The organism is Halomonas korlensis (assembly GCF_900116705.1).
GTDB classification, from domain to species: domain Bacteria; phylum Pseudomonadota; class Gammaproteobacteria; order Pseudomonadales; family Halomonadaceae; genus Halomonas; species Halomonas korlensis.
Genome location: NZ_FPBP01000001.1, coordinates 224,322 through 238,622, shown reverse-complemented (window position 1 = coordinate 238,622; position 14,301 = coordinate 224,322). Strand labels below are relative to the sequence as shown.

At 62.8% G+C, this 14,301-nt stretch carries 9 protein-coding genes; 5 read left to right on the top strand and 4 right to left on the bottom strand.

The genetic code is table 11. From position 1 onward, the window contains the following. The first annotated feature begins 84 nt into the window (after positions 1-84). The 3 genes from mmsB (at position 85) to BM341_RS01100 (ending at position 3,489) form a co-directional block, all read left to right on the top strand. Positions 85-990, top strand: coding sequence for a 3-hydroxyisobutyrate dehydrogenase (mmsB, locus tag BM341_RS01110; protein WP_089792063.1), 906 nt, complete (start codon positions 85-87; stop codon positions 988-990). 84 nt (positions 991-1,074) lie between these two features. Further along, the gene (locus BM341_RS01105) at positions 1,075-2,256 is read left to right on the top strand and encodes an acyl-CoA dehydrogenase (protein WP_089792061.1); all 1,182 of its coding nucleotides are present in this window, start codon (positions 1,075-1,077) and stop codon (positions 2,254-2,256) included. Between the two features lie 27 nt (positions 2,257-2,283). Further along, the gene (locus BM341_RS01100; protein WP_089792060.1) at positions 2,284-3,489 is read left to right on the top strand and encodes a CaiB/BaiF CoA transferase family protein; all 1,206 of its coding nucleotides are present in this window, start codon (positions 2,284-2,286) and stop codon (positions 3,487-3,489) included. Positions 3,490-3,504: 15 nt separating this feature from the next. Here BM341_RS01100 and ppsR read toward each other — a convergent pair whose 3' ends face one another. Continuing rightward, positions 3,505-4,338, bottom strand: coding sequence for a posphoenolpyruvate synthetase regulatory kinase/phosphorylase PpsR (gene ppsR / locus BM341_RS01095; protein WP_089792058.1), 834 nt, complete (start codon positions 4,336-4,338; stop codon positions 3,505-3,507). Between the two features lie 243 nt (positions 4,339-4,581). On the opposite strand from ppsR, the gene ppsA reads away from it, so the two are divergent. After that, positions 4,582-6,966, top strand: a complete 2,385-nt coding sequence (ppsA, locus tag BM341_RS01090) for a phosphoenolpyruvate synthase (RefSeq protein ID WP_089792056.1) — start codon at positions 4,582-4,584, stop codon at positions 6,964-6,966. A 196-nt stretch (positions 6,967-7,162) separates the two neighbouring features. Further along, positions 7,163-8,992: a gamma-glutamyltransferase gene (gene ggt / locus BM341_RS01085; RefSeq protein WP_089792054.1), complete on the top strand. Its 1,830-nt coding sequence runs from the start codon at positions 7,163-7,165 to the stop codon at positions 8,990-8,992. Here ggt and BM341_RS01080 read toward each other — a convergent pair. From BM341_RS01080 to acnB, 3 genes are all read right to left on the bottom strand, one after another. After that, positions 8,989-10,863, bottom strand: coding sequence for a glycerophosphodiester phosphodiesterase family protein (locus tag BM341_RS01080; protein ID WP_089792052.1), 1,875 nt, complete (start codon positions 10,861-10,863; stop codon positions 8,989-8,991). The genes ggt and BM341_RS01080 overlap by 4 nt on opposite strands. 105 nt (positions 10,864-10,968) lie before the next feature. Further along, positions 10,969-11,457, bottom strand: coding sequence for a ribonuclease E activity regulator RraA (rraA, locus tag BM341_RS01075; RefSeq protein WP_089792050.1), 489 nt, complete (start codon positions 11,455-11,457; stop codon positions 10,969-10,971). Positions 11,458-11,663: 206 nt separating this feature from the next. Then, entirely contained in the window at positions 11,664-14,267 is a 2,604-nt protein-coding gene (acnB, locus tag BM341_RS01070; RefSeq protein WP_089792048.1) for a bifunctional aconitate hydratase 2/2-methylisocitrate dehydratase, read from the bottom strand. Between the last annotated feature and the right edge of the window lie 34 nt (positions 14,268-14,301).

The following is a 14,301-nucleotide window of genomic DNA, read 5'->3' as shown; positions in this document are numbered from 1 at the left end:
TGGCTTTTCCAGAGCCGTTGACCAGCGAGCCTTGATGCCAACCGGTCATGCCAAGTAACTAAATCACAATCAGGAGCCACGCCAATGAATATCGCCTTTATCGGTCTGGGTAACATGGGCGCCCCCATGGCACTCAATCTGCTCAAGGCCGGCCATCATGTCACGGTATTCGACTTGGTGGAGAGCGCCATCCAGGCGTTGGAGGCAGAGGGCGCCAACCGCGGCGAAAACGCCCAGTCCGCTGTCGCCGGTGCCGAGGTCATCATTTCGATGCTGCCTGCCGGTGCCCATGTCAGGGCGCTCTACCTCGGTAGCGATGATGCGCCGGGCCTGTTCGATACCTTGGACGGGGCGCCCTTGATCATCGACGCCTCGACCATCTCCCCGGAGGACGCTCGCCACGTGGGCCACGCTGCCAGTGATAAGGGGCTGACCTATCTCGATGCACCGGTATCGGGGGGAGTTGGGGGCGCCAAGGCCGGGACGCTGACGTTTATCGTCGGTGGCAGCGAGACGGGCTTTACCCGGGCCCAGCCGGTGCTGCAGGCCATGGGCAAGAATATCTTCCATGCGGGCGATGTCGGCTCGGGGCAGGTGGCGAAGATCTGCAACAACATGCTGCTGGGCATCCTGATGTCGGGGACGGCAGAAGCTCTGGCGCTGGGAGTCAAGAATGGCATGAACCCGTCGGTACTCTCCGAGATCATGCAGCAGAGCAGCGGCGGCAACTGGGCGCTCAATGTCTACAATCCCTGGCCCGGCGTGATGGAAGGCTCAGCAGCCTCGCGGGATTACCAGGGCGGCTTTCTCACCGATCTGATGGTCAAGGACCTGGGGCTGGCCTGGGAGTTGGCGCTGGGGTCGCGCTCGACGGTTCCGATGGGATCACAGGCGCGTAATCTCTTCGCGCTGCATAGCGCCCAGGGCAGCGGACGCCTGGACTTCTCGAGTATCCAGGCGCTCTATCGCGAAGGAGAGTCGCAAGGTTGATAGACGTTTGGCTTGGCAGGAACGGCTGTATAGTCTACATTTGGTAAAAATGTAGAAATTTATTCTCCGATTGAGGACACCGCCATGAGACAGATCACCCCCGTCACCTGGGACGACCCCTTCCGCCTGATCGATCAGCTCGACGAAGACGAGCGCATGGTCCAGCAGACCGCGCACGACTATTGCCAGGAAAAGCTGCTGCCGCGAGTGCTGGAAGCCAACCGCCACGAGCACTTCGACCGCGAGATCATGAGCGAGATGGGCGAGCTGGGTCTGTTGGGCGCCACGATCGATGGTTATGGCTGTGCGGGCCTGAACTACGTCAGTTACGGCCTGATCGCCCGCGAGGTGGAGCGTGTCGATTCGGGCTACCGCAGCGCGATGAGCGTTCAGTCGAGCCTGGTGATGTACCCCATTCACGCCTTCGGCAGCGATGCCCAGCGCGAGAAATACCTGCCGAAGCTGGCGTCCGCCGAGTGGGTGGGATGTTTCGGTCTCACCGAACCCGATCATGGCTCCGACCCGGCGGGGATGAGCACCCGCGCGGTACGTACCGACAACGGCTGGCGCCTCAACGGCACCAAGACCTGGATCACCAATTCACCGATTGCCGATATCTTCGTGATCTGGGCTCGCGATGAAGAAGGTGTCGTTCGCGGATTTATCCTCGAGAAGGGCATGAAAGGGCTCAGCGCGCCGAAGATCGAGGGCAAGTTCAGCCTGCGTGCCTCCATCACCGGCCAGATCGCGATGCAGGATGTTGAGGTCTCCGATGAGCAGCGCCTTCCCGGTGTTCAGGGTCTGAAAGGGCCTTTCTCTTGCCTTAACCGGGCGCGTTTCGGTATTGCCTGGGGCACCATGGGCGCCGCCGAAGCCTGCTGGCATGCCGCTCGCGAGTATACGCTGGAGCGCAAGCAGTTCGGGCGCCCGCTGGCCGCCAATCAGTTGATCCAGAAGAAACTCGCCGATATGCAGACTGAAATCGCGCTTGGCCTGCAGGCGGCGCTGCGAGTCGGCCGGATGATCGACGCCGGGCAACTGGTGCCCGAGGCGATCTCGCTGATCAAGCGCAACAATTGCGGCAAGGCGCTGGACATCGCACGCCAGGCGCGCGACATGCACGGCGGTAATGGCATCTCCGATGAGTACCACGTGATTCGCCACGTCATGAATCTGGAAGCCGTGAATACCTACGAGGGCACCCATGATGTCCACGCCCTGATTCTCGGTCGATCCCAGACGGGCATTCAGGCCTTTGCCAATTGACGCTAGCCGAACACGAGGAGCTTACCGATGAGCCGACCGCTTGACGGCCTGGTTGTGCTGGACCTGTCGCGTGTCCTGGCCGGCCCGTGGGCAGGCCAGTTACTGGCCGACCTTGGCGCCAAGGTGGTCAAGGTCGAGCATCCCCAGCGCGGTGACGATACCCGTGGCTGGGGCCCGCCATGGCTTGCCGAGGATGACACCGCCGAGCGGATGGCGGCTTATTTCCTGTGCGCCAACCGCGGCAAGCAGTCGCTCGCCGTGGACATCGCCACCGAGGATGGCCAGGCACTGGTGCGCGAGCTGGCCAAGGGCGCGGACATTCTGCTCGAGAACTTCAAGGTAGGCGGGCTGGCGCGCTATGGTCTCGACCATGCCAGCCTGAAAGCACTCAACCCACGCTTGATTGGGTGTTCCATCACTGGCTTCGGCCAGGACGGCCCCTATGCTCACCGGGCTGGCTATGACTTCATGATCCAGGCCATGGGCGGGTTGATGAGTCTTTCCGGCGAACCCGACGGCATGCCGATGAAGACCGGGGTTGCGATCACCGATGTGATGACCGGGCTCTATGCCACGATCGGGGTGCTGGCGGCGTTGCAGGAGCGCGAACGAACCGGGGTTGGTCAGCACGTCGACCTTGCGCTGCTCGACGTGCAGGTGGCGACCCTGGCCAACCAGGCGCTCAACACGCTGGTGAGCGGCAAGTCACCACAGCGTCACGGCAATGCTCATCCCAATATCGTGCCCTACCAGGCCTTCGCCTGTGCGGATGGCTATCTGGTGCTCACCGTCGGCAATGACGCGCAGTTCTCTCGGCTGGCCTCGCTGCTCGGCCATCCCGACTGGGCAGTCGATCCGGCCTATGCCAGCAATGCCGCCCGGGTCGGCAACCGCGAGGTGCTGGTATCGTTGATCGAGCGGATCATGGCGACCCGCAAGCGCGACGACTGGCTGGCCGAGCTCGAGGCTCGTGGCATCCCGGCGGGGCCGATCAACACCTTGGCGGAAGTCTTCGACGATCCTCAGGTGCGTCATCGCGGCCTGCACTGCACGCTCAAGCGCGGGGATCTGGACATCCCCCAAGTGGCCAATCCGCTGCGGTTCGACGGCGAAACGGCCACCAGCGACTTGGCTCCCCCTGGGCTCGGTCAGGACAGTGCGGCGATTCTTGCCGAAATGGGCCTGACCCCGGAGGACATCGCCCGGTTGAAGCGGGAAGGCGTGGTCAGATAAATGCTGGCCCTTCGCTCAGCGCGGCGAAAAGCGTCGCATCAACCCCCGCTCGGCGATCATGCGCGTGGAGATTTCCTCCACCGAGAATCGCGTGGTATCGATGAAGGGGATATGCAACTGGCGATAGAGCCCCTCGGCCTGGCTGATTTCCTGCAGGCACTGGTCCATGGAGCTGTAGCGGCTGTTGGGGCGTCGCTCGTGGCGAATGGCCGCCAGGCGCCGCGGGTCGATGGTCAGGCCGAAGAGCTTATGACGGTGCGGGGCGAGGGCCTTGGGTAGCTTCAGAATGCCATCCTCGTCGAGGTCGTCCTCGGTCAGCGGGTAATTGGCGGCACGAATCCCGAACTGCAACGCCAGGTACAGCGAGGTGGGCGTCTTGCCGCAGCGGGACACCCCGATGAGGATCACGTCTGCCTTGTCGTACTGATGCGTGCGCGCGCCATCGTCGTTGTCCAGGGCGAAATGCACCGAGTGGATACGATCCATGTAGACGTCATCGCTGCCGATCGCATGCGTACGTCCTACGCTATACGAGGAGTGGGTGGCCAGCTCCTCTTCGAGGGGCTTCAGGAAGGTCGAAAAGATATCGATCTTGAAGCCGGCGGCGTCTCGAATCACGTCGCGAATCTGCTCGTCGACGATGGTGTCGATGATGATCGGGGTTGCACCGTCGCGCACCGCCGTGGCCTCGATCACTTCCGCCAGCTGTCTGGCCTTGTCTACCGAGTCGACATAGGGCTTGGTGACCATGCGGATATCGACGTTCTCGAATTGCGCTAACAGGCTGCGGCCAAGACTCTCGGCGGTGATGCCGGTACCGTCGGAGATGAAGAAGGCGGTGCGGGTCATGAGGCTCGCTCGGGCTGGGAAAGTGGTGTCATTGTCGAGCCTCACGGGGGGGCGAGACAAGGCGCCGACTACAGGAATCGGCGCCAAGGTCGCCGTGTTGTAAAAAACCTCCAGTGACTTCGCGGTTAGACTAATGGCGAATATAGACAGCCGCTGTTAGAGTCGCCGTCAATCGCACCGCTTGCCGCTCGGCTGATTGCCGCCGCGCAGGCTGCATCCTGTCGTTGGTTTCCTGGGGGTTTCGTGGACAATTACATTCTGTGGTTCGATCAGTTGGGCATGAACGATGTTGACCGGGTAGGAGGCAAGAATGCCTCTCTCGGCGAGATGATTTCCAATCTCGCCGGTGCGGGTGTCACGGTGCCCGGCGGTTTTGCCACCACGGCCCACGCCTACCGCGAATTCCTCTCCCATGAAGGACTCAACGAGCGCATCAATCAGACGCTCGCGACGCTCGATGTCGACGATACCAACGCCCTGGCCAAGGCCGGGACACAGATCCGCCAGTGGATCATCGACACTCCTTTGCCGCCGACCTTCGAGCGCTACCTGCGCTCGGCCTATGAAACCCTGACGTCACAACACCCCGACATGAAGGCAGCAGTGCGCAGCTCGGCCACCGCCGAGGACCTGCCCGATGCATCCTTTGCCGGCCAGCAGGAAACCTTTCTCAACATCGAGGGTTTCGACAACATCAAGCGGGCGGTGCACGAGGTGTTTGCCTCGTTGTTCAATGATCGGGCGATTTCCTATCGGGTACATCGCGGCTATGCCCACGAGAATGTGGCGCTTTCGGCGGGCGTTCAGAAGATGGTGCGCTCCGAAACCGGGGCCAGCGGGGTGATGTTCACCCTGGATACTGAATCTGGTTACCGCGATGCGGTCTTCGTGACCGCCTCTTGGGGCCTCGGCGAAACGGTAGTGCAGGGCGCGGTTAATCCCGACGAGTTCTACGTGCACAAGCCGACGCTGGCGGCGGGGCGCCCGGCGGTGTTGCGCCGCAATCTCGGCTCCAAGTTGATCAAGATGATCTACACCGACGACACCAGCGCCGGCAAGTCGGTGGCAACCGTCGATGTACCGCTGGCCGATCGCGGTCGCTTCTGTCTCAACGACGAGCAGATCATGGCGCTGGCCCGCCAGGCGGTGACCATCGAACAGCATTACGGTCGCCCGATGGATATTGAGTGGGCGCTGGATGGAGACGATGGCGAACTCTACATCGTACAGGCACGCCCCGAGACGGTGGTTTCCCAGCAAGAGGGCGGCAAACTCGAGCGCTTCCAGCTCAAGGAAAAGGGCAGGACCCTGGTCACCGGCCGCGCCATCGGCCAGCGTATCGGCCGCGGCGCGGTCAAGATCGTGTTTTCTCCCGACGACATGGACAAGGTCAAGGCGGGCGACGTGCTGGTCACCGACATGACCGACCCGGACTGGGAGCCGATCATGAAGCGTGCCTCGGCGATCGTCACCAACCGCGGTGGCCGCACCTGCCATGCCGCGATCATCGCCCGCGAGCTGGGGATTCCGGCGGTGGTCGGTTGTGGCGATGCCACGCAGATGCTCGCGGATGGCCGCGATGTCACAGTATCTTGTGCCGAAGGCGATATGGGCCATGTCTACGACGGGCTTCTGGAATTCGACCGCCGAGTCACCAGCGTGGATGCGATGCCCGAGATCCCCTTCAAGATCATGATGAACGTGGGTAACCCGGATCGTGCCTTCGGCTTTGCGGGGCTGCCCAATGCCGGTGTCGGCCTGGCGCGTCTGGAATTCATCATCAATCGCATGATTGGCGTGCATCCCAAGGCGCTGCTCGAATACGACACGCTGCCCGCGGATCTCCAACAGACGATTGACCTGCGCACCGCCGGTTACGCCGACCCGGTGAGCTTCTACGTCGATAAGCTGGTGGAGGGTATTTCCACCCTGGCCGCTTCCTTCCATCCCCAACCGGTTATCGTGCGGCTATCGGACTTTAAGTCCAACGAGTACGAGAACCTGATCGGCGGCAAGCTCTACGAGCCCGGCGAGGAAAACCCGATGCTCGGTTTCCGCGGCGCCTCACGCTACATCTCGGAGTCTTTCCGTCCCTGTTTCGAGCTCGAATGCCGAGCGCTCAAGTATGTGCGTGAGGAAATGGGCCTGGACAATATCCAGATCATGGTGCCCTTCGTGCGGACCACCGATGAGGCCCGGGAAGTGGTCGATCTGCTCGCCGACAACGGCCTGGCCCGTGGCGGCTCTTCTGACCCCCAGGGCCTCAAGGTGATCATGATGTGCGAGCTGCCGGCCAACGCCTTGCTGGCTGACGAGTTCCTCGAGTACTTCGATGGTTTTTCCATCGGTTCCAACGACTTGACGCAGCTTACGCTGGGCCTCGACCGCGACTCCGGCATCGTCGCTCACCTGTTCGACGAGCGTAATCCCGCCGTCAAGAAGCTGCTCTCGATGGCAATCCAGGCCTGCAAGGCCAAGGGCAAGTACGTGGGCATCTGCGGCCAGGGGCCGTCGGACCATCCTGAGCTCGCCAAGTGGTTGATGGAGCAGGGCATCGATTCGGTCTCGCTGAACCCTGACGCGGTGCTCGAGACGTGGTTCATGCTGGCAGGTGAAACCATCGGCTGAAGTCAGCCACCCGACACAACCGCTCGACGCCCGGCAGCCTTTATTGACTGGCCGGGCTTTTTCGTCTCTGGCCGTAACGTTGGTATGGTTTTTGACATCTTGCTGGTTTGATCGCCTTTTTGTGTCGAGTCTGGCCTATGCTGTGATTGTTATTTAGGGAACCCGACAAGGGTCGATGTTGATCAGGAGACGCTGTATGCCCATGCCCATACTCCCTTTTTGCCGGCGGCTGGTGAGCCCGGTCGCCGTGATGCTGATGGTCGGGTTGCCGTCGACCACTCACGCCGAGGTGGAACTCGATTATGAGGCGCCGGCCATCGCCCCGGAGTCGAGTTCCACCGTCACCGAGAAGCCGGGTTGGGAAAACGAGGACTTCGCAGTGGCCGCGGCCAATCCGCTGGCCACCGATGCCGGGTACCAGGTGATCAAGGCTGGCGGGTCCGCCATCGATGCCGCTGTTGCCGTGCAGATGGTGTTGACCCTGGTAGAGCCGCAATCCAGTGGCATCGGCGGCGGCGCCTTCCTCATGCATTTCGATGGCGAGGACGTCCGGGCCTACGATGGCCGAGAGACTGCGCCAAGCGGGGTCGACGGTGAGCTTTTCCTCGATGAGGAGGGCGAGCCGCTGGACTTCATGGCCGCCGTCGCCAGCGGGCGCTCGATCGGGGTCCCGGGCACGCTGCGCATGCTGGAACTGGCCCACCGCGACCATGGGCAGCTGCCCTGGGAAGTGCTGTTCGAGCCGGCGATTACCCTGGCGGAGGACGGCTTTGAGGTCAGCGAGCGACTCCATACCAGCCTGGCCGAGGTGGAACACCTGCGTGATGATTCGATCGGCGGCGATTTTTACTACGACGAGGCGGGAGAACCGCTGGCCGAGGGACATACGTTAAAGAACCCGGCGCTCGCCGCGATCCTTCGCGAGATTGCCAAGGAAGGCAGCAGTGCCTTGCATACCGGGTCGATTGCCGAAGACCTGGTGTTTCGCGTGCAGAACCATGATCGGCCCGGCGCCATGTCGCTGGAAGACCTGGCCAGCCATGCCGCCCAGGAGCGCGACCCGCTCTGTACCGAGTGGCAGGCCTATCGCGTCTGTGGGTTTCCGCCGCCATCCTCGGGGCATCTGACCATCATGCAGATACTGGGCATGCTCGAGGCATTGCCAGCGCTGGAGTCACCGTTGAACGATGATCTCCCTAGCGTCGAGTGGTTGCATCGATTCCTTGAGGCCTCACGACTGGCGTTTGCCGATCGCGACAAGTATATCGCCGACCCGGAATTTGTCGACGCACCCGGCGGCGACTGGAGCAACATGCTCCATCCCGACTATCTGGCCAAGCGCGCCGAGCAGATCGGTGAACAGAGTATGGGCAGCGACGCTGCCAAACCGGGCAATCCTGGCCCCATGGAAACCAGCTGGGCCGTTCAGCCCGAGCAGCCCGAAGCCGGCACCAGCCATATCAGCATTATTGACGAGGAGGGCAACGCCATCGCCATGACCACGTCCATCGAGCAGGCGTTCGGCTCGCGGACCATGGCCGATGGTGGGACGGGAGAGCCTGGCGGCTACCTGCTCAACAACGAGCTCACCGATTTCTCCTTCCAGCCCGAAGACGAGGCGGGCAACCCCATCGCCAACCGCGTGGAGCCCGGCAAGCGTCCGCGCTCGAGCATGAGCCCGACCTTGGTGTTCGATGCGGACAGTGGCGAACTGGTCGCGAGCCTGGGCTCTCCAGGCGGTGCGGCGATTATTCATTACACCGCCAAGACGCTCGTCGCAATGCTCGATTGGGGGCTCGATGCCCAGGAGGCCCTCAACCTGCCCCATGCCATCACCCTGGGCGGGCCGGTCTTTCTGGAGGCGGGAGGCTATCCTGCCGCGACGCTCGAGGCGCTGAAGAGTCTGGGTCACGAAGCCAGCGAACGCGAGTTGGTCAGCGGCCTGCAGGCCTTGCAGGTCACCGAGGGCGGGAGCATCTTCGGCGGTGCTGACCCGCGTCGGGAAGGGGTCGTCCTTGGCGATTAGCCCCTGAGCCAATTGCGCAACTTGACCAACAGCAGCGCACCGTCGCTCATCTCACGGCGGATCGCCAGCAACTCGGCAAGCGCTGCGGGTCGGTCGGTGATAATGGCATCGACGCCTAGGTCGATCAGCTGGGACATGCGGGCCCGGTCATTGACCGTCCAGGCATGGATCTCATAGCCGAGGCGTCGGGCAAGGCGAATCTCGTTATCGGTGATGCGATTGTGGCGCAGCCCGAGAGCATCGAAGCCTCGTCGCTCCAGCGTGCCGGGCAGGATCAGCTGGGCGAGCAGGGTGGTGGCGACGTTGGGGTCTCGGGCCTTGATTTCTCTCACGAGCGAAGGCGACATCGTGGCCAGACGGGTTTCGCCGATGACGTCGGTGTTTCCGCAGGTGGCGACGGTGCCGCCGGCTTCTCGACAGGCAGCCCTTATCCGGGCCTCGCGGTACAAGGTGTCCATCACCGCATCGACCAGGGCCAGTTCGCGCCCCGGGTCGGGCTTGAGGTCGATCATCAGTTGCCCCCGGCCGCGAACCCTTTCCAGCGCATCATCCAGTCCCGGGATAGGTTCGCCGACATAGGCGTCACCGAACCAGCTGCCGACATCGAATTCGGCCAGTTCCGTTCGTGACAATTCGCCTAGCTGCCTGGGGTCGCCGGTCAGCCGGCTCATGCTGCGGTCATGATAGAGCACGACCTGATTGTCGCGAGTAAGCCGCACATCGATCTCGACTCGGTCGGCCCTTTCATCCAGGGCCAGCTCCAGGGCCGACAAGGTGTTTTCGGGCGCGGCCATGGAGCTGCCGCGGTGGGCGATGATGGAGACCTCATCACGCAGCTCGAAGCTATTGACGATCAGCCAGGCCTGGAAGAGTGCGAACAGGATGACGCTGACTTCCACTGCCCAAGCCAGGCGGCCCGGGTGGGCATCCGCCGGAGGGGCCGCCGGACGCAGTACCTGATGTTCCAGCCGTAGATAGAGACAAGCGGCAAGCAGCGCGTTGGCGGCGATACCGAGGAAGGTGATGGCCAGCGTCAGCAGGACATAGGCAGTAAGGTAGCCGAGCATGGCCGGGATCAGGACAGCATTGTGCTCCGGCAGCCACCACAGCATCGGGGTGAACGCTCTGCCGAAGAGCGCGGTCGCCAGTACCGGCAGGGCAATGATCACGACCAGCAGGGCGATGACCGCCAGGGCGATAGGGCGCCTGCGGCCCTGGGTAAGAAAATGGCTGCGTTTCAGCGCTGCACGGGGCGAGAGATTCTCCAGCATCATCATTGGTAGGGCGAGCAGCCAACGAAAATACAGCCTCGCGGCCAGGCCGATCCACAGCCCTATCACTGGCAGGCCGATGGCCACAAACTGCCAGAACGCCGGTGGCCGTACCCGTTGTACGTAATAGGGGTCCAGGCCACCTAGAAAGACGCCATAAAGCCATACCAGGAGGATAACGGTGGGTATGAACAACAGCAGATGGCTGCCTACCTGCAACACGACCAGGCCGGATAGCGACGGCAACCGCCTCAAGGTGGCCCAGAGCGCTTCGAAGGCCAGGCGGTAATGGTTGTCTCGCGGACGCACAGCCACCAGAATCATGCCGGCCTGCTGCAGGTACAGTACCAGGAAGGTGGTGCCAATGGCGGCCAGCAGCCACAGGACACCTCCCGGGCTCAGGAGAATGTCGAGTAGTTCGGTGTTGGTGAGGATCGGTTGCCCAAACTGGCCAAGCAGACGCGTCAGCGACCATGCGACAGCGGGCAGCAGCAGGCTCGAGGCGAGCAGGGTAAAGAATAGGTGATAGGCGATCAGCGGCCGCAAGTGCTCGCGCAGGCTGCGCAGCACATCGCCGCCTAGCTGCGAAAGAACCAGCATGGGCGTAAAGGAGATATTCTCATGATAGACGTGGCCCCGTAGGCAACGCCGGTGGTTTGGCACAAGATTGCGCTTGGCCGGGCGTGATCGAGGCCAATGGACACTTCACTGCACCGATGTCAGGGGCGCCTCGGCGATCAGGATGCCGTTGTTGTCGGCATAGAGCCATTGTCCGGGAGTTATCGTTACGCCGGCGAAGGTCACGGCGATATCTCGCTGCCCCTCACCGCGCTTCTCGCTCCTGCGAGGATGAGCGGCAAGCGCCTGGATGCCGAGCTCGGTTTCGAACAGCACATCAATGTCGCGCACACAGCCATACAACACCACACCGGCCCAGCCATTGCCTGCGGCCTGCTCCGCCAGCATGTCTCCCAGTAATGCACACCGCAGCGAACCGCCTCCATCGACCACCAGGACGGCGCCATCGCCGGGTTCGGCGACTGCCTGCTTGACCAACGAGTTGTCTTCGAAGCACTTGAGGGTGCGGACCGGCCCGAAGAAGGCTTCACGCCCGCCGAAATTGGTAAATATCGGGTCGAGTACCCGTACCTCAGGGAACTCGTCGCATAGATCAGGGGTGATGATATGGCTCATGATTCCGTTCCTTGCCTGCCGTAAAGACGTCTCGGGCATCATGCCATATCCCACGGCCGCGACATACGTTTGTGGTCGGTAGGCAACAGAGTTGGCGCTTTCCTAATAAAAAAGCGCCCCGCAGGGCGGGGCGCTTCGGTCATCGACTCTGGCTGCCGCCATGGCGGCCATTGATGTTGCGAGCATCGGAGTCGTAGGACAGGGTATCAGGCTTCCTGGGCAATCGGAATCACGTTGGATGCTGCGTTCTGATACTCCTCGATCTCGTGGAAATTCATGTAGCGGTAGATTTCTCCGGCCATGGCATCGAACTCGCCCATGTAGCGGCGGTATTCCTCGACACTCGGCAGGCGACCCTCCACCGCGGCCACGGCAGCGAGTTCCGCCGAGGCCAGGTAGACGTTGGCACCATCACCGAGGCGGTTCGGGAAGTTACGGGTCGAGGTGGACACCACCGTGCTCTTCGCCGCCACGCGGGCCTGGTTGCCCATGCACAGTGAGCAGCCCGGCATTTCCATGCGTGCGCCGGCACGACCATAGATCCCGTAGTAGCCTTCCTCGGTCAGTTGGTGCTGATCCATCTTGGTCGGTGGGGCTAGCCACAGGCGAGTTTTCAAGCTGCCGGCTGGCTGCTTCTCGAGCAGCTTGCCCGCGGCCCGGAAGTGGCCGATGTTGGTCATGCACGAGCCGATGAAGACCTCATCGATCTTCTCGCCCGCGACTTCGGAGAGCAGGCGAGCGTCGTCCGGGTCGTTCGGGGCGCAGAGCACCGGTTCCTTCAATTGCTCGAGATCGATCTCGATGACCTCGGCGTAGTCCGCGTCCTGGTCGGCGCGCATCAGGCTCGGGTTGGCCAGCCACTCTTCCATGCCCTGAATGCGGCGCTCGATGGTGCGACGTTCGCCGTAGCCATTGGCAATCATCCACTTGAGCAAGGTGATATTGGATTTGAGGTATTCGGTGACCGAGTCCTCACCCAGGGTGATGGTACAGCCCGCCGCGGAGCGCTCGGCGGAAGCGTCGGAGAGCTCGAAGGCCTGCTCGACGGTGAGATCCTCGAGGCCTTCGATTTCCAGCACGCGCCCGGAGAAAGCATTCTTCTTGCCCGATTTCTCGACGGTCAGCAGGCCCTGCTGGATGGCGTAGTAGGGAATGGCATGCACCAGGTCACGCAAGGTGACGCCCGGCTGACGCTGGCCCTTGAAGCGCACCAGCACCGATTCCGGCATGTCCAGCGGCATCACGCCGGTGGCGGCGGCGAAGGCCACCAGCCCGGAGCCTGCGGGGAAAGAGATGCCCAGCGGGAAGCGGGTGTGAGAGTCGCCGCCGGTGCCCACGGTGTCGGGCAGCAGCATGCGGTTCAACCAGCTGTGGATGATACCGTCACCCGGACGCAGCGAGACGCCACCACGGTTCATGATGAAGTCGGGCAGGGTGTGGTGGGTGTCGACGTCCACGGGCTTTGGGTAGGCGGCGGTGTGGCAGAAGGACTGCATGACCAGGTCGGCCTGGAAGCCGAGACACGCCAGGTCCTTGAGCTCGTCGCGGGTCATCGGGCCAGTGGTATCCTGGGAGCCCACGGTGGCCATTTTCGGCTCGCAGTACATGCCGGGGCGAACGCCGGTCAGGCCACACGCCTTGCCGACCATCTTCTGTGCCAGGGTGAAGCCCTTGCCGGTGTCGCCGGGCTGCTCGGGCAGTCGGAAGACGTCGGACTGGGGCAGCCCCAGCGATTCGCGCGCCTTGGTGGTCAGGCCGCGGCCGATGATCAGCGGGATACGACCACCGGCGCGCACCTCATCGAGGATCAGCTGCGTCTTGAGTTCGAAGGTGCTGAGCACCTCGTCGCTGCCGTGTTTGCAGACCTTGCCCGCGTAGGGGTAGACGTCGATGACATCGCCCATCTCGAGCTTGGTGACGTCCATTTCCACGGGCAGGGCGCCGGAATCTTCCATGGTGTTGAAGAAAATCGGCGCGATCTTGCTGCCGAAGCAGAAGCCGCCCGCCCGCTTGTTGGGAACATGGGGGATGTCGTCACCAAAGAACCACAGCACGGAGTTGGTCGCGGACTTGCGCGAGGAACCGGTGCCGACCACATCGCCCACATAGGCAATCGGAAAGCCCTTGGCCTTGACGTCTTCGATCTGCTTGAGCGGACCGGTAGTGCCGGGCTCGACCGGTTCGATACCGTCACGCTCGTTCTTGAGCATGGCGTTGGCATGCAGCGGGATGTCCGGACGTGACCAGGCGTCCGGCGCCGGGGAAAGGTCATCGGTATTGGTCTCGCCGGGTACCTTGAAGATAGACAGCGTGATCTTATCGGCCAGTGCCGGCTTGGAGAGGAACCACTCGGCGTCGGCCCAGGACTGCAGGACGTCCTTGGCCACGGCATTGCCGTTGCGGGCGCGCTCTTCCACGTCATGAAAGGCATCGAACATCAGCAGGGTATGCTTGAGCTGCTCGCCGGCCTCCTTGGCCAGTTCGCTATCGTCGAGCAGTTCGACCAGGGTGCCGATGTTATAGCCACCCTGCATGGTGCCCAGCAGCTTCACCGCATGCACCTTGTCGATCAGCGGAGACTCGGCCTCGCCCTTGGCGATGGCGGTAAGAAAGCCGGCCTTGACGTAGGCGGCCTCGTCGACCCCCGGGGGCACGCGGTTGGTGAGCAGATCAAGGACGAACTCTTCCTCGCCGGCGGGCGGCCGCTTGAGCAGTTCGATCAGCGCGGCGGCCTGCTCGGCGTTCAGCGGCTTGGGCGGCACGCCCACGGTGGCGCGTTCCTCGACATGGTGGCGATAGGCTTCAATCACGGGGGGCCCTCATCAGTGGAGACGGCCAAGGCAC

Coding starts and splice junctions, on each gene's coding strand:
- mmsB (WP_089792063.1), top strand. CDS start 85: ATGAATATCGCCTTTATCGGTCTGGGTAACATGGGCGCCCCCATGGCA.
- BM341_RS01105 (WP_089792061.1), top strand. CDS start 1,075: ATGAGACAGATCACCCCCGTCACCTGGGACGACCCCTTCCGCCTGATC.
- BM341_RS01100 (WP_089792060.1), top strand. CDS start 2,284: ATGAGCCGACCGCTTGACGGCCTGGTTGTGCTGGACCTGTCGCGTGTC.
- ppsR (WP_089792058.1), bottom strand. CDS start 4,338: ATGACCCGCACCGCCTTCTTCATCTCCGACGGTACCGGCATCACCGCC.
- ggt (WP_089792054.1), top strand. CDS start 7,163: ATGCCCATGCCCATACTCCCTTTTTGCCGGCGGCTGGTGAGCCCGGTC.
- BM341_RS01080 (WP_089792052.1), bottom strand. CDS start 10,863: ATGCTGGTTCTTTCGCAGCTAGGCGGCGATGTGCTGCGCAGCCTGCGC.
- rraA (WP_089792050.1), bottom strand. CDS start 11,457: ATGAGCCATATCATCACCCCTGATCTATGCGACGAGTTCCCTGAGGTA.